Raw genomic sequence first — 14,841 nt, forward strand, 5'->3', positions numbered from 1 at the left:
TTCTAATGTTCCTGCCTTGGACGACCTGACTCCATTAGAATGTTTAAATGACGAAAAATTGATAAATAGATTGAAGGAATGCTTGCACAGGTTCCCTTGATAAAAAGAAAAAACGATTTGCCAATAAATAGGAATACGAGCGGTCTGCAAGACCCAGCGAATATTCCCGGTTGAACTACACCCCTGAGCGCGTGGAATCCCCGAGCTGATGCTATGTGTTTTGCGGTAAGTTTCTTCAGGATTTCTTTATCCCTCAGCCTTTTTTACAAAAATTTGAAGCTAAAAATCATCAAATATTGACTTTCCAAAAGGTGATTTTCTAGGTTATTTTCCGATTTTCAGATAAATCTCAGAGGTTTAGGGTGTTGGGTTCCAGGCCACATGAAAATGCGGCTTTTTTTCGTGCTTGTTCAAAATTATTGCAGGGCCTTGTAGAACAAGGTGCTGATGGCAATGGCAGGCGAGCGAATTCTTGGCAGCTCCCGAACGATAATCATTTTACCATGCTCGCAGTGAGGACACTTTTTGAAATCCTTACCTGCGATGCGATGGATCACTGCCGTTGCAGTTTCATTGCTCTGCTGAATTTTCTTTTCGACCGGATGTTGCTCTGGCTGAAATTGCAGTTTTAAATTCCGCTTGGTGGTCGCATTATAGAGTCCATAATATCGGATTTTGACAAAATTCCTCGGTAGAATATGCTGACAAAATCTTCTGAGGAATTCAACCCCAGTGATCGTTATGGCGCTTTTTTGCCCACCTGTCCGATAGTTTTTAGCAATGAAAGAGACATGGGTTTTGGTGATTTTTAGGATGCGCTGGTTGCTGATCGCTACCCGGTGGGTATACTGACCAAGATAACGGATGACGTGCTCCGCATTGGCCATGGCGGGCTCACAATATACCACCCATTTTTTCCCATAAGCATTTTCAATGGTCTCCTCAAAATCGGATAACAGCTGTTTTTTCCGTAAACGCCGTTTGAGTAAGTCCAGAAATTTCCCTTTAAAAACACCACTTAACTGATGCACCGGATAAAGAAATTTTTGATGGTCGCCCAGCTTTTTCCAGCAACCTTTCAAGTCATAGCCCGCTGCCGGCACCAGGCAATGAAGGTGAGGATGCAGCGATAAATTTTGACCCCATGAATGCAAAACACAGACCGCCCCCGTTTCCGCACCGAAATGCGTATAGCCGAAGTTTTTTAAGGTGCTCCAGCAAGCAGCGAAAAGTGCACTGTAATACAGTTTTCGATCATAAAGACAAAGTCGGTTGAGCACATGAGGCACAGTAAACACCAAATGATAATGCCTGACCGGAAGGGTTTTCGATATCAGTTTTTCGATCCATAAAGCCTGCTTGGAAGCCAGACATTTGGGGCAGTGACGGTTTCCACAACTATTATAGCTATAGCGGACCGTATGGCAACAATCACATCGCTCTTCATGCCCACCCAATGTGGCAGTCCGGCAGTGAAGCAAATCATGGAGCACCCTGAGCTGTTCAGCGGTAGGCTTTTGTTGCTCACAATATTGCTTCCCGAATTGTCGAATGACATCCGCAATTTCGACGGCTGGTCGCATTATCTCCGCCCATATAAGGTATCCAATGGGCTATGAGGGGTTAGCCTTTCGCATTGCGCCACATGTAAATAAATCATCGTGGTGCCGATTTCAGAGTGCCCAAGCAGATCTTTTACCGTAACGATATTCAAACCATCTTCCAGTAAATGGGTCGCATAACTATGCCGAAGCGAATGTAGATTAACCTTCTTTTTGATTTGCGTTTTCTTCAATGCTTCCCGCATTACCCAAGACAAACCACGGACACTGTATTGACCGCCATCTTTTCCATTAAAAAGCCAAATGTGAGGGTGTTCCGCAGAAAGATATTTTTTTAAACCAACAACCATCACTTCCGAAAGGGGCACAATACGGTCTTTTTTATATTTTGACTGCCGGATATGAATTGTTTTTCGCTCCAAATCAACATCGCCCAATTTTAGGTTGATCACCTCCTGACCCCTTAGGCCAGCTGAGTATATTAGCGTGAGAACGATGCGCTGTTTGAGTAAGAAAGGCGCAGCAAAAAGCTCTTTTAACTCTGAGCGATTCAAAATGACCGGCAATTTGGTGTCCCCTTTAAGGGAAGGTAGGGCGATGGCATTTTTATTCATCCCCAACAATCGGAAATAGTAGCGCAAGCCATAAACCATATGCTTGAAGCTAATCGGGAGGGTGACTTGGGGTCACGGGCTAAAGCCACCAGATATTCATTGATCTCATCCTCACTGATTTCCTCCGGCAGCTGTTTAAAATGAAGTACAAATAGCGCCACCCGCCGGACGTAATTGTTCAGTGTGCTTTCACTTTGACCGCGTAAGCTGACCTGAGAAGCCATTTTCTTACATACGTTCTCAAATTCCGGAACAGCAATGATGGCCTGCTCAACGATGGTTAATCCTTTCTTTTTTCTCATCTTTTTAAGGGTTAGGTGAAAAATATGAAAGGTTTAATTTATAAAAATCGGTATGATCACTATCTTTAGTGACGGGCTATCCCGAAGGGATTTAGTTCAACAAAGCATATAGCTTATGGCGGGTGATCGGCTGCCAGCAAGGCTTTCGCTTTGTATCCAGCTTTGGTTTCGGTGGACAGTAAAGTGCTTCGAAACCGCCACAAGCCATATGCAAACCGTTAGGTTGCATTTTGCAGACGACACAGAAACAATGGATACAGATTCAAAATTTAAAATATTAGAGTGTAAGTTTGGAGACAAGCGATTCAAGATTGAGGAAGATTTACCTGAAGTTGGATGGTATCTGTATGTATATGATTTAAATGATAAATGTGTAGCAGACCATTTGCAGGATGATTTAGAAACTATAATTGATTTTGCATTTGAGGAATATCAGATACCCAAAACAAACTGGATAGAGAGTGAAATCAGAAGTTTTGTACAGGAAGAGACCTATAAATTATTAGCTCAAAGAGTATTATCTCACTTTGATAGCAAAAAGCTCATTGATTGGGCGATAATGCTGATGGGCAAAGGTTTTGATTCGGAAAGCCTAATAATTCTAGCTGGACTTGATTCGGATACAACAGAAGAGCGTGAGCAATATTTTTGGCAGACAATTAATGAACTAGGGCTTGACGTAAATAGGACTGATTTTGAACTAATTGATAATTATGCAATTTATGTGGCTGAATCGGTAGTACATAAAAAGATGGAACCAAAGGATGGACTGGCAATTATGCAAGACATCGTTCGCTCCACAGATTATTCAAAAAAGTACATTCAGTTCTTCGAGATTGATGAGGATTTAGACTATTTAAAATATGATAACCATACAATCTTTAACACGGGATTGACATTAAAAAATGCGGATAGTTTTATAGCAAGAGAATTTGAATTATTACTGGAAGCGGAGAAATACAAAATTGATGATAAAACTAGAGGACTTGCATATTGCAATTCCTGTGACAAAATAGAGAAACCCAGATTAAAAAATAAACGGAATTGGATTGGTAAAGTGAAATATCAGATTTGGGTTTGTGGAGTATGTGAATCCCAAGACATTTTACATTTTAGCAGTCAGAAAGGAAAAGAGATTATAATGACAAGAATAAACGCAACCTAATAAATAGGAATACGAGCGGTCTGCAAGACCCAGCGAATATTCCCGGTTGAACTACACCCCTGAGCGCATGGAGTCCCCGAGCTGATACTATGTGTTTTTCGGCAAGTTTGTCGATGATTTTATTAACCCCTCAGCCTTCATTACAAAAATTTGAAGCTAAAAATCATCAAATATTGACTTTCCAAAAGGTGATTCTTTTGGTTATTTTTCGATTTTCAGCCTAATCTCCGAGGTTGAGGGTGTTCGGTCCCAGGCCACATGAAAATGCGGCTTTTTTTCGTGGGTATTCAAAATTATTGCAGGGCCTTGTAGAACAAGGTGCTGATGGCAATGGCAGGCGAGCGAATTCTTGGAAGCTCCCGAACGATAATCATTTTACCATGCTCGCAGTGAGGACACTTTTTGAAATCCTTACCTGCGATGCGATGGATCACTGCCGTTGCAGTTTCATTGCTCTGCTGAATTTTCTTTTCGACCGGATGTTCCTCTGGCTGAAATTGCAGTTTTAAATTCCGCTTGGTGGTCGCATTATAGAGTCCATAATATCGGATTTTGACAAAATTCCTCGGTAGAATATGCTGACAAAATCTTCTGAGGAATTCAACCCCAGTGATCGTTATGGCGCTTTTTTGCCCACCTGTCCGATAGTTTTTAGCAATGAAAGAGACATGGGTTTTGGTGATTTTTAGGATGCGCTGGTTGCTGATCGCTACCCGGTGGGTATACTGACCAAGATAACGGATGACGTGCTCCGCATTGGCCATGGCGGGCTCACAATATACCACCCATTTTTTCCCATAAGCATTTTCAATGGTCTCCTCAAAATCGGATAACAGCTGCTTTTTCCGTAATCTTCGCTTGAGCAAATCCAGAAATTTCCCTTTAAAAACACCACTTAACTGATGCACCGGATAAAGAAATTTTTGATGATCGCCCAGTTTTTTCCAGCAACCTTTCAAGTCATAACCCGCTGCAGGCACCAGGCAATGAAGGTGAGGATGCAGCGATAAATTTTGTCCCCAGGAATGCAAAACACAAACCGCCCCCGTTTCCGCACCGAAATGCGTATAGCCGAAGGTTTTTAAGGTGCTCCAGCAAGCATCAAAAAGTGCACTGTAATACAGTTTTCGATCATAAAGACAAAGTCGGTTGAGCACATGAGGCACAGTAAACACCAAATGATAATGCCTGACCGGAAGGGTTTTCGATATCAGTTTTTCGATCCATAAAGCCTGCTTGGAAGCCAGACATTTGGGGCAGTGACGGTTTCCACAACTATTATAGCTATAGCGGACCGTATGGCAACAATCACATCGCTCTTCATGCCCACCCAATGTGGCAGTCCGGCAGTGAAGCAAATCATGGAGCACCCTGAGCTGTTCAGCGGTAGGCTTTTGTTGCTCACAATATTGCTTCCCGAATTGTCGAATGACATCCGCAATTTCGACGGCTGGTCGCATTATCTCCGCCCATATAAGGTATCCAATGGGCTATGAGGGGTTAGCCTTTCGCATTGCGCCACATGTAAATAAATCATCGTGGTGCCGATTTCAGAGTGCCCAAGCAGATCTTTTACCGTAACGATATTCAAACCATCTTCCAGTAAATGGGTCGCATAACTATGCCGAAGCGAATGTAGATTAACCTTCTTTTTGATTTGCGTTTTCTTCAATGCTTCCCGCATTACCCAAGACAAACCACGGACACTGTATTGACCGCCATCTTTTCCATTAAAAAGCCAAATGTGAGGGTGTTCCGCAGAAAGATATTTTTTTAAACCAACAACCATCACTTCCGAAAGGGGCACAATACGGTCTTTTTTATATTTTGACTGCCGGATATGAATTGTTTTTCGCTCCAAATCAACATCGCCCAATTTTAGGTTGATCACCTCCTGACCCCTTAGGCCAGCTGAGTATATTAGCGTGAGAACGATGCGCTGTTTGAGTAAGAAAGGCGCAGCAAAAAGCTCTTTTAACTCTGAGCGATTCAAAATGACCGGCAATTTGGTGTCCCCTTTAAGGGAAGGTAGGGCGATGGCATTTTTATTCATCCCCAACAATCGGAAATAGTAGCGCAAGCCATAAACCATATGCTTGAAGCTAATCGGGAGGGTGACTTGGGGTCACGGGCTAAAGCCACCAGATATTCATTGATCTCATCCTCACTGATTTCCTCCGGCAGCTGTTTAAAATGAAGTACAAATAGCGCCACCCGCCGGACGTAATTGTTCAGTGTGCTTTCACTTTGACCGCGTAAGCTGACCTGAGAAGCCATTTTCTTACATACGTTCTCAAATTCCGGAACAGCCATGATGGCCTGCTCAACGATGGTTAATCCTTTCTTTTTTCTCATCTTTTTAAGGGTTAGGTGAAAAATATGAAAGGTTTAATTTATAAAAATCGGTATGATCACTATCTTTAGTGACGGGCTATCCCGAAGGGATTTAGTTCAACAATGTATAAAAAACATAAGTGGCTCAGTGGTTTACGGGAGGTTTGTACTTTTAATCAGCTCCGCCAAATCTGCGATTTGACGGGTTGTTTTGAAACTTTAAACTCGTGTCAAAACGCAAATTTGGCTCAGCGCAAATTGACAGGTAAGAGCTTCGAAATCACTTACGTTTCTTATACTAAACGTTGGCATTCATTAAAAAAGAGAAACAGAGATATTTAAGAACTTGTGTACAAATGTTGAATTGATGTATAGTATAGTTACAAGCATAGAGTTTTGGATGAGTCTCATAATTAGTAATCTAATTGTTGAACTAAAAAATTTGAAGCCTATGAATGTTATAAAAACCATTATTGTCGGAGTGGGAGCTATTGTGTGGGGCCACAGCAATATGACTTGTAGAATATTATGCAAAGAGACAACACATCAAGACAACAGCGATGGGGGTTCAATTCCCCCTCCCCACTCTCTGATATTGAATTAAGAAGTAATAAATATGAGTTTAGATTTAAATGTTTTTGTAAAACAAGTAGACGATTCAATCATTCCCAAATGGATAGAACGAATGAATCAATTTGATATGGAATGTGAAATTCATCCAGACTTTTCATTTGCTGACCACAGCGGATTTTTACCATTTAGAATAAAGTTTAAAAATCCTGAAAACAAAGAATTCAAAGACAAAGAATTTATATCAGGATTTGAGTTTTATAAGGACGAATTTGATTTACAAAAAGAGCTTGACTCAATTCAACCAAAAAAGACTTTGATTCAAAGAATACTAAATAAGCCAACAGAAAAGGTTGAATATGTAAATACAGAGATAGACTCTAAACTTGCGGATTGTAAATTGGTTTTGACTTTTAATTGGGGTTCACAAAATTCGCTTGAACTTAGAATGTCTTCGCTTTCTTCGGCAATTATATCAGAATTGACTGATGGAGTTTGCTGTTATCCTGCTGATGACATCTGGTATGACAACGAAACAATTGTTGAAGATGCTTATAAAGAGCTAAAGGAATACGAAAACTCATTACAACCAAATGAATGGAAAATGAATGAATTTGAAGGTTGGAATGATTGAAAAATAACGAAATGCCAACAAAAAATATAGGTCATTTGGCGGATAGTGCTAAATTTGAGTATGTTAACTTAAATAAAAAAACATATAGCGGTTTGATACTTTGGAGCTTTGAAGTGCCAAACGCCCCATATTCAAAACGTTAGCTGCAAGGCAAAAAGACGATGAAATATAAACCGACACCAATAAATATCATTTGTGGACTATTGATAATAGCCTCGATTTATGGTGCAATTTTCCCAGGACCAATGGGCTTCGGTTTTCTTGGACTTTTTTACCTTCTTCCAGTTGCTATTTTCGGACTTCTACTCGACTATCTTGGACAAAAGACAATTAAAGGTTATAGGAAACTATTCCTAATTGAAATCGGAATTGTAGGTGTCATTGCTTTTGGTTTTTTATGGCAAGATCGAACTAAGACCTACATAATTCCCGACCAAAGAGACTTTGAATTTGTTGTTACAGTCTATGATATAAAAGACTCTGAAGAACTACCAATCAACTTTTTTACGTGGACTTATGAAAAAGAAATCCCTGAAAATGGAATTCTATTGACCGCAAACAGAATCAATTCAGACTTGCCCAAAACAAAGATGTTTACAAAAGCAGGGTTTAGCCTTCAAGACAGAAATGACACAATTGACTTGTGTTTTGGTCTTGCAAGTACCTCGAAAATTGAGATTGAAGGAAAAAATTATGACTATCAGGCTTGGAAAATTGATAAAGGTGGAACTATCGGGTATTCCTCAAATGACATTAAAGAATTGGAAGAAGAATTAAAAAAGTATTTAAAAAGAAAAAAGCCCAGCAGCTAATAAATAGGAATACGAGCGGTCTGCAAGACCCAGCGAATATTCCCGGTTGAACTACACCCCTGAGCGCATGGAGTCCCCGAGCTGATACTATGTGTTTTTCGGCAAGTTTGTCGATGATTTTATTAACCCCTCAGCCTTCATTACAAAAATTTGAAGCTAAAAATCATCAAATATTGACTTTCCAAAAGGTGATTCTTTTGGTTATTTTTCGATTTTCAGCCTAATCTCCGAGGTTGAGGGTGTTCGGTCCCAGGCCACATGAAAATGCGGCTTTTTTTCGTGGGTATTCAAAATTATTGCAGGGCCTTGTAGAACAAGGTGCTGATGGCAATGGCAGGCGAGCGAATTCTTGGAAGCTCCCGAACGATAATCATTTTACCATGCTCGCAGTGAGGACACTTTTTGAAATCCTTACCTGCGATGCGATGGATCACTGCCGTTGCAGTTTCATTGCTCTGCTGAATTTTCTTTTCGACCGGATGTTCCTCTGGCTGAAATTGCAGTTTTAAATTCCGCTTGGTGGTCGCATTATAGAGTCCATAATATCGGATTTTGACAAAATTCCTCGGTAGAATATGCTGACAAAATCTTCTGAGGAATTCAACCCCAGTGATCGTTATGGCGCTTTTTTGCCCACCTGTCCGATAGTTTTTAGCAATGAAAGAGACATGGGTTTTGGTGATTTTTAGGATGCGCTGGTTGCTGATCGCTACCCGGTGGGTATACTGACCAAGATAACGGATGACGTGCTCCGCATTGGCCATGGCGGGCTCACAATATACCACCCATTTTTTCCCATAAGCATTTTCAATGGTCTCCTCAAAATCGGATAACAGCTGCTTTTTCCGTAATCTTCGCTTGAGCAAATCCAGAAATTTCCCTTTAAAAACACCACTTAACTGATGCACCGGATAAAGAAATTTTTGATGATCGCCCAGTTTTTTCCAGCAACCTTTCAAGTCATAACCCGCTGCAGGCACCAGGCAATGAAGGTGAGGATGCAGCGATAAATTTTGTCCCCAGGAATGCAAAACACAAACCGCCCCCGTTTCCGCACCGAAATGCGTATAGCCGAAGGTTTTTAAGGTGCTCCAGCAAGCATCAAAAAGTGCACTGTAATACAGTTTTTCGATCATAAAGACAAAGTCGGTTGAGCACATGAGGCACAGTAAACACCAAATGATAATGCCTGACCGGAAGGGTTTTCGATATCAGTTTTTCGATCCATAAAGCCTGCTTGGAAGCCAGACATTTGGGGCAGTGACGGTTTCCACAACTATTATAGCTATAGCGGACCGTATGGCAACAATCACATCGCTCTTCATGCCCACCCAATGTGGCAGTCCGGCAGTGAAGCAAATCATGGAGCACCCTGAGCTGTTCAGCGGTAGGCTTTTGTTGCTCACAATATTGCTTCCCGAATTGTCGAATGACATCCGCAATTTCGACGGCTGGTCGCATTATCTCCGCCCATATAAGGTATCCAATGGGCTATGAGGGGTTAGCCTTTCGCATTGCGCCACATGTAAATAAATCATCGTGGTGCCGATTTCAGAGTGCCCAAGCAGATCTTTTACCGTAACGATATTCAAACCATCTTCCAGTAAATGAGTCGCATAACTATGCCGAAGCGAATGTAGATTAACCTTCTTTTTGATTTGTGTTTTCTTCAAAGCCTCTCGCATTACCCATGACAAGCCACGAACACTGTATTGACCACCATCTTTTCCATTAAAAAGCCAAATGTGAGGGTGCTCTGCCGAAAGATATTTTTTTAAACCAACAACCATCACTTCCGAAAGGGGCACAATACGGTCTTTTTTATATTTTGACTGTCGGATATGAATTGTTTTTCGCTCCAAATCAACATCGCCCAATTTTAGGTTGATCACCTCCTGACCCCTTAGGCCAGCTGAGTATATTAGCGTGAGAACGATGCGCTGTTTGAGTAAGAAAGGCGCAGCAAAAAGCTCTTTTAACTCTGAGCGATTCAAAATGACCGGCAATTTGGTGTCCCCTTTAAGGGAAGGTAGGGCGATGGCATTTTTATTCATCCCCAACAATCGGAAATAGTAGCGCAAGCCATAAACCATATGCTTGAAGCTACTTCGGGAGGGTGACTTGGGGTCACGGGCTAAAGCCACCAGATATTCATTGATCTCATCCTCACTGATTTCCTCCGGCAGCTGTTTAAAATGAAGTACAAATAGCGCCACCCGCCGGACGTAATTGTTCAGTGTGCTTTCACTTTGACCGCGTAAGCTGACCTGAGAAGCCATTTTCTTACATACGTTCTCAAATTCCGGAACAGCAATGATGGCCTGCTCAACGATGGTTAATCCTTTCTTTTTTCTCATCTTTTTTTGTTTAGGTGAAAAATGTGAAAGGTTTAATTTATAAAAATCGGTATGATCACTATCTTTAGTGATGATGAGCTATCCCGAAGGGATTTAGTTCAACAATGGCTAGCAGCAATAGTCGCTCAGTGCCAACACACGAACCAAAACTACAGCTGCTAGCCTCGCCGTTGGCAGCAAGCTAAGAAACATACTGCATAATGAGATACTTTAAGCGAAAATGGAATGAAACAAGAGGTGACCAATTTGATGATTGGGGAACCTCATTGTATTTTCTGGAAACGGATGATTCAGGATTACCATCTCGACAGATAGAAAAGTATGATAACGGGATTGTCCTTAAATATGACTCTGATAATGCAGAAGATGTTTATGGAGGATTAGGTGACCAAGAATTGGATTTAGAAGAATTTATCGAATTTGAAATCTCAAAGACTGATTTTGAAAAAGAGTGGAAATCTAAAGTAAAACAATTTGTCGTAAGTAAATCAATTGGAGTATTGTTTCAAGATGACCAATTTGAAGACTGGTGGGAAGCGGAGCCAAGGGAAATTCCTTTTTTTGACAATAAGAAAATAAAAATAACATTCATGGATTTGGTCTCGACAGATGATACCGAGTTTATCGAAGAAGCAGACCAAGCGTTGGAACAATTTCTTTCAAAAACGGAGATTGATAGAAAAGGATTATCAGACTTAACTTTTAAACATTGCATTGACTTTTTAAATGCTGTTGATTACGGAGACGAAGATGGTAAGCTAAGACAAATTAAGGATAAGGATGATATCTGGAATTATGTTTATCCAAAAGATATTTTTGTGTCACGTAGAGACCGTCGAGATGAAAACATTTACATAAACTTGACATGTGAATGTGAGTGGGAAAAAGAGCATGGATTACAACTTGTATTCAGACAAGGAAGGCGATTGACCAGAATAAGTGAACAAGACGGACACTTAACTGAATCTGATGCTTACGATAAACCTGATAAAGAAGATAAGTTACTTAATGCTTATATAAAGGAATTTGATAAAAAACCTTGGTGGAAAAGAAGGAAGTAAAGCCAGCTGCCAATAAATAGGAATACGAGCGGTCTGCAAGACCCAGCGAATATTCCCGGTTGAACTACACCCCTGAGCGCATGGAGTCCCCGAGCTGATACTATGTGTTTTTCGGCAAGTTTGTCGATGATTTTATTAACCCCTCAGCCTTCATTACAAAAATTTGAAGCTAAAAATCATCAAATATTGACTTTCCAAAAGGTGATTCTTTTGGTTATTTTTCGATTTTCAGCCTAATCTCCGAGGTTGAGGGTGTTCGGTCCCAGGCCACATGAAAATGCGGCTTTTTTTCGTGGGTATTCAAAATTATTGCAGGGCCTTGTAGAACAAGGTGCTGATGGCAATGGCAGGCGAGCGAATTCTTGGAAGCTCCCGAACGATAATCATTTTACCATGCTCGCAGTGAGGACACTTTTTGAAATCCTTACCTGCGATGCGATGGATCACTGCCGTTGCAGTTTCATTGCTCTGCTGAATTTTCTTTTCGACCGGATGTTCCTCTGGCTGAAATTGCAGTTTTAAATTCCGCTTGGTGGTCGCATTATAGAGTCCATAATATCGGATTTTGACAAAACTCTTTGGCAGAATATGCTGACAAAATCTTCTGAGGAATTCAACCCCAGTGATCGTTATGGTGCTTTTTTGACCACCTTTCCGATAGTTTTTAGCAATGAAAGAGACATGGGTTTTGGTGATTTTTAGGATGCGCTGGTTGCTGATCGCTACCCGGTGGGTATACTGACCAAGATAACGGATGACGTGCTCCGCATTGGCCATGGCGGGCTCACAATATACCACCCATTTTTTCCCATAAGCATTTTCAATGGTCTCCTCAAAATCGGATAACAGCTGTTTTTTCCGTAAACGCCGTTTGAGTAAGTCCAGAAATTTCCCTTTAAAAACACCACTTAACTGATGCACCGGATAAAGAAATTTTTGATGGTCGCCCAGCTTTTTCCAGCAACCTTTCAAGTCATAGCCCGCTGCCGGCACCAGGCAATGAAGGTGAGGATGCAGCGATAAATTTTGACCCCATGAATGCAAAACACAGACTGCCCCCGTTTCCGCACCGAAATGCGTATAGCCGAAGTTTTTTAAGGTGCTCCAGCAAGCAGCGAAAAGTGCACTGTAATACAGTTTTCGATCATAAAGACAAAGTCGGTTGAGCACATGAGGCACAGTAAACACCAAATGATAATGCTTGACCGAAAGGGTTTTCGATATCAGTTCTTCGATCCATAAAGCCTGCTTGGAAGCCAGACATTTGGGGCAGTGACGGTTACCACAACTATTATAACTGTAGCGGACCGTATGGCAACAATCACATCGTTCTTTATGCCCACCCAATTTGGCAGTCCGGCAGTGAAGCAAATCATTGAGCAGCCTGAACTGTTCAGCGGTAGGCTTTTCCTGCTCACAATATTGCTTCCCGAATTGCCGAATGACATCCGCAATTTCGAAGGCCGACCGCATTATCTCCGTCCATATAAGGTATCCAATAGACTATGTGGTGTTAGCTTTTCGCATTGCGCCACATGTAAATAAATCATCGTGGTGCCGATTTCAGAGTGCCCAAGCAGGTCTTTTACAGTAACGATATTTAATCCATCTTCCAGTAAATGGGTCGCATAACTATGCCGAAGTGAATGTAGATTAACCTTTTTTTGAATTTGCGTTTTCTTCAATGCTTCCCGCATTACCCAAGACAAACCACGGACACTGTATTGACCGCCATCTTTTCCATTAAAAAGCCAAATGTGAGGGTGTTCCGCAGAAAGATATTTTTTTAAACCAACAACCATCACTTCCGAAAGGGGCACAATACGGTCTTTTTTATATTTTGACTGCCGGATATGAATTGTTTTTCGCTCCAAATCAACATCGCCCAATTTTAGGTTGATCACCTCCTGCCCCCTTAAGCCGGCAGAATAAATTAGCGTGAGAACGATGCGCTGCTTGAGTAAAAAAGGCGCAGCAAAAAGCTCTTTTAACTCTGAGCGATTCAAAATGACCGGCAATTTGGTGTCCCCTTTAAGGGAAGGTAGGGCGATGGCATTTTTATTCATCCCCAACAATCGGAAATAGTAGCGCAAGCCATAAACCATATGCTTGAAGCTACTTCGGGAGGGTGACTTGGGGTCACGGGCTAAAGCCACCAGATATTCATTGATCTCATCCTCACTGATTTCCTCCGGCAGCTGTTTAAAATGAAGTACAAATAGCGCCACCCGCCGGACGTAATTGTTCAGTGTGCTTTCACTTTGACCGCGTAAGCTGACCTGAGAAGCCATTTTCTTACATACGTTCTCAAATTCCGGAACAGCAATGATGGCCTGCTCAACGATGGTTAATCCTTTCTTTTTCTCATCTTTTTTTAAGTGAGGTGAAAATTGTGAAAGGATTAATTTATAAAAATCGGTATGATCACTATCTTTAGTGACGGGCTATCCCGAAGGGATTTAGTTCAACATCGGGTCAAGCAGTCAGTGCGCGGATTTTACTATATTTAACCATTGTAACATTTAATCAGCTTTCCTGCACGAGGATAGTACCGCGGCTCGAAATCGCGCACCGCCTCTTACCCGAGGAACGTTAGGTTTAATAGACAATGACACAAGAGATAATAGATAAAGCAACAGAGCTCTGGCAAGATGATAACGAGAAGAAAGCTATTGAACTTCTTGAAGCAATTGACCTTGATAATAATGCCAAAGCAAATACCTTAATAGGTCAAATGTATATTGGAGCAAAACGTGGAAATTCGAACATTAAAAAAGATGTAAAAAAAGGAATCCAGTTTCTGCAAAAGGGATTAGCTCTTGGAGATGCTGAAGCTGGGATGGAATTAGCTGACCTTTATTCCTTAGGAGAAGGAGTTAAAGAAAACTACAAGAAAGCCGAAAAGTATTGGATTGCATCTTGGGAATTAGGAGAAGAAAGAGCTGGATTTGAGCTGGCAAATTATTACTATGATGAGTTTAATGAAAAGATTAGCGTAGCGATTAATATCTATGAACAGTTGATAGCCAGAAATGAATTTGTTGGAAATTGCAATTCAAAACTTAGCAAGATTTACGAAAAAGGAATTGGAGGTATAACCCCAGACCCCGATAAATCTTTAATGTATTTAGAAGAAGGTGCAAAAGATTCACATATTCATTGCTGTATGAATCTCGGACTCAAATACTACAGAGGAGATGGAGTCAAAAAAGACATTGTGAAGGCAATTGAGCTAGTCGAAAAAGTAAAGGACAATGAGCTATTTAAACAAGACGTGGAAGTTCTGCTCAACAAGATGATTAAAGAGGAAAAAATATAACTAAACCTAATAAATAGGAATACGAGCGGTCTGCAAGACCCAGCGAATATTCCCGGTTGAACTACACCCCTGAGCGCGTGGAATCCCCGAGCTGATACTATGTGTTTTTCG

At 41.2% G+C, this 14,841-nt stretch carries 14 protein-coding genes and 1 pseudogene; 5 read left to right on the forward strand and 10 right to left on the reverse strand.

The window, feature by feature from the left end:
- Positions 1-416: 416 nt before the first annotated feature.
- The 3 genes from AAA970_RS15970 to AAA970_RS15980 are packed head-to-tail and all read right to left on the reverse strand — an operon-like array spanning position 417 to position 2,478.
- On the reverse strand, positions 417-1,583 hold the full coding sequence (locus AAA970_RS15970; RefSeq protein WP_338237892.1) for an IS91 family transposase: 1,167 nt from the start codon (positions 1,581-1,583) through the stop codon (positions 417-419).
- Complete coding sequence (locus tag AAA970_RS15975; protein ID WP_338237893.1) at positions 1,583-2,203, reverse strand: tyrosine-type recombinase/integrase; 621 nt, start codon at positions 2,201-2,203, stop codon at positions 1,583-1,585. The genes AAA970_RS15970 and AAA970_RS15975 overlap by 1 nt, the downstream gene beginning before the upstream one ends.
- Positions 2,173-2,478, reverse strand: a complete 306-nt coding sequence (locus AAA970_RS15980; protein ID WP_338237891.1) for a phage integrase N-terminal SAM-like domain-containing protein — start codon at positions 2,476-2,478, stop codon at positions 2,173-2,175. The genes AAA970_RS15975 and AAA970_RS15980 overlap by 31 nt, the downstream gene beginning before the upstream one ends.
- Positions 2,479-2,728: 250 nt before the next feature.
- Between AAA970_RS15980 and AAA970_RS15985 the strand changes: the two genes are divergently transcribed.
- Positions 2,729-3,643 (forward strand): hypothetical protein, encoded by a 915-nt coding sequence (locus AAA970_RS15985; protein WP_338237894.1) that lies wholly within the window; start codon positions 2,729-2,731, stop codon positions 3,641-3,643.
- A 293-nt stretch (positions 3,644-3,936) separates the two neighbouring features.
- Here the strand turns inward: AAA970_RS15985 and AAA970_RS15990 are convergent, their stop codons facing one another.
- Genes AAA970_RS15990 through AAA970_RS16000 form a run of 3 tightly spaced genes read right to left on the reverse strand, consistent with a single transcriptional unit; the run spans position 3,937 to position 5,998 of the window.
- Positions 3,937-5,103, reverse strand: a complete 1,167-nt coding sequence (locus tag AAA970_RS15990; protein WP_338237895.1) for an IS91 family transposase — start codon at positions 5,101-5,103, stop codon at positions 3,937-3,939.
- A complete protein-coding gene (locus AAA970_RS15995; RefSeq protein WP_338237893.1) occupies positions 5,103-5,723 on the reverse strand; it encodes a tyrosine-type recombinase/integrase in 621 nt (206 codons plus the stop codon). The genes AAA970_RS15990 and AAA970_RS15995 overlap by 1 nt, the downstream gene beginning before the upstream one ends.
- The gene (locus AAA970_RS16000) at positions 5,693-5,998 is read right to left on the reverse strand and encodes a phage integrase N-terminal SAM-like domain-containing protein (protein ID WP_338237896.1); all 306 of its coding nucleotides are present in this window, start codon (positions 5,996-5,998) and stop codon (positions 5,693-5,695) included. Before AAA970_RS16000 ends, AAA970_RS15995 begins: the two co-directional genes overlap by 31 nt.
- A 595-nt stretch (positions 5,999-6,593) precedes the next feature.
- On the opposite strand from AAA970_RS16000, the gene AAA970_RS16005 reads away from it, so the two are divergent.
- Together AAA970_RS16005 and AAA970_RS16010 are read left to right on the forward strand one after the other, a co-directional pair.
- Positions 6,594-7,181 carry a hypothetical protein gene (locus AAA970_RS16005; protein WP_338237897.1) on the forward strand — a complete coding sequence of 196 codons (588 nt, stop codon included), beginning with the start codon at positions 6,594-6,596 and terminating at the stop codon, positions 7,179-7,181.
- 161 nt (positions 7,182-7,342) lie between these two features.
- Positions 7,343-7,993 (forward strand): hypothetical protein, encoded by a 651-nt coding sequence (locus tag AAA970_RS16010; protein WP_338237898.1) that lies wholly within the window; start codon positions 7,343-7,345, stop codon positions 7,991-7,993.
- A gap of 293 nt (positions 7,994-8,286) precedes the next feature.
- Here the strand turns inward: AAA970_RS16010 and AAA970_RS16015 are convergent.
- Positions 8,287-9,454, reverse strand: a pseudogene (locus AAA970_RS16015) (IS91 family transposase).
- Positions 9,454-10,350: a tyrosine-type recombinase/integrase gene (locus tag AAA970_RS16025; protein WP_338237901.1), complete on the reverse strand. Its 897-nt coding sequence runs from the start codon at positions 10,348-10,350 to the stop codon at positions 9,454-9,456. Before AAA970_RS16025 ends, AAA970_RS16015 begins: the two are co-directional and overlap by 1 nt.
- Positions 10,351-10,550: 200 nt before the next feature.
- On the opposite strand from AAA970_RS16025, the gene AAA970_RS16030 reads away from it, so the two are divergent.
- A complete protein-coding gene (locus tag AAA970_RS16030) occupies positions 10,551-11,411 on the forward strand; it encodes a DUF6985 domain-containing protein (protein WP_338237902.1) in 861 nt (286 codons plus the stop codon).
- A 306-nt stretch (positions 11,412-11,717) separates the two neighbouring features.
- On the opposite strand, the gene AAA970_RS16035 is transcribed toward AAA970_RS16030, so the two are convergent.
- Both AAA970_RS16035 and AAA970_RS16040 read right to left on the reverse strand, forming a co-directional pair.
- Entirely contained in the window at positions 11,718-12,884 is a 1,167-nt protein-coding gene (locus AAA970_RS16035) for an IS91 family transposase (RefSeq protein WP_338237903.1), read from the reverse strand.
- The gene (locus AAA970_RS16040) at positions 12,884-13,702 is read right to left on the reverse strand and encodes a tyrosine-type recombinase/integrase (protein WP_338237904.1); all 819 of its coding nucleotides are present in this window, start codon (positions 13,700-13,702) and stop codon (positions 12,884-12,886) included. Before AAA970_RS16040 ends, AAA970_RS16035 begins: the two co-directional genes overlap by 1 nt.
- A gap of 317 nt (positions 13,703-14,019) precedes the next feature.
- Between AAA970_RS16040 and AAA970_RS16045 the strand changes: the two genes are divergently transcribed.
- Positions 14,020-14,730 (forward strand): tetratricopeptide repeat protein, encoded by a 711-nt coding sequence (locus tag AAA970_RS16045; protein WP_338237905.1) that lies wholly within the window; start codon positions 14,020-14,022, stop codon positions 14,728-14,730.
- Positions 14,731-14,841 lie beyond the last annotated feature (111 nt).

This window comes from Persicobacter diffluens, from assembly GCF_036244895.1.
Taxonomy (GTDB): Bacteria; Bacteroidota; Bacteroidia; order Cytophagales; family Cyclobacteriaceae; genus Persicobacter; species Persicobacter diffluens.

Coding starts and splice junctions, on each gene's coding strand:
- AAA970_RS16000 (WP_338237896.1), bottom strand. CDS start 5,998: ATGAGAAAAAAGAAAGGATTAACCATCGTTGAGCAGGCCATCATGGCT.
- AAA970_RS16025 (WP_338237901.1), bottom strand. CDS start 10,350: ATGAGAAAAAAGAAAGGATTAACCATCGTTGAGCAGGCCATCATTGCT.
- AAA970_RS16005 (WP_338237897.1), top strand. CDS start 6,594: ATGAGTTTAGATTTAAATGTTTTTGTAAAACAAGTAGACGATTCAATC.
- AAA970_RS16035 (WP_338237903.1), bottom strand. CDS start 12,884: ATGCGGTCGGCCTTCGAAATTGCGGATGTCATTCGGCAATTCGGGAAG.
- AAA970_RS16010 (WP_338237898.1), top strand. CDS start 7,343: ATGAAATATAAACCGACACCAATAAATATCATTTGTGGACTATTGATA.
- AAA970_RS16030 (WP_338237902.1), top strand. CDS start 10,551: ATGAGATACTTTAAGCGAAAATGGAATGAAACAAGAGGTGACCAATTT.
- AAA970_RS15980 (WP_338237891.1), bottom strand. CDS start 2,478: ATGAGAAAAAAGAAAGGATTAACCATCGTTGAGCAGGCCATCATTGCT.
- AAA970_RS16045 (WP_338237905.1), top strand. CDS start 14,020: ATGACACAAGAGATAATAGATAAAGCAACAGAGCTCTGGCAAGATGAT.
- AAA970_RS15990 (WP_338237895.1), bottom strand. CDS start 5,103: ATGCGACCAGCCGTCGAAATTGCGGATGTCATTCGACAATTCGGGAAG.
- AAA970_RS15985 (WP_338237894.1), top strand. CDS start 2,729: ATGGATACAGATTCAAAATTTAAAATATTAGAGTGTAAGTTTGGAGAC.
- AAA970_RS15970 (WP_338237892.1), bottom strand. CDS start 1,583: ATGCGACCAGCCGTCGAAATTGCGGATGTCATTCGACAATTCGGGAAG.
- AAA970_RS16040 (WP_338237904.1), bottom strand. CDS start 13,702: ATGGCTTCTCAGGTCAGCTTACGCGGTCAAAGTGAAAGCACACTGAAC.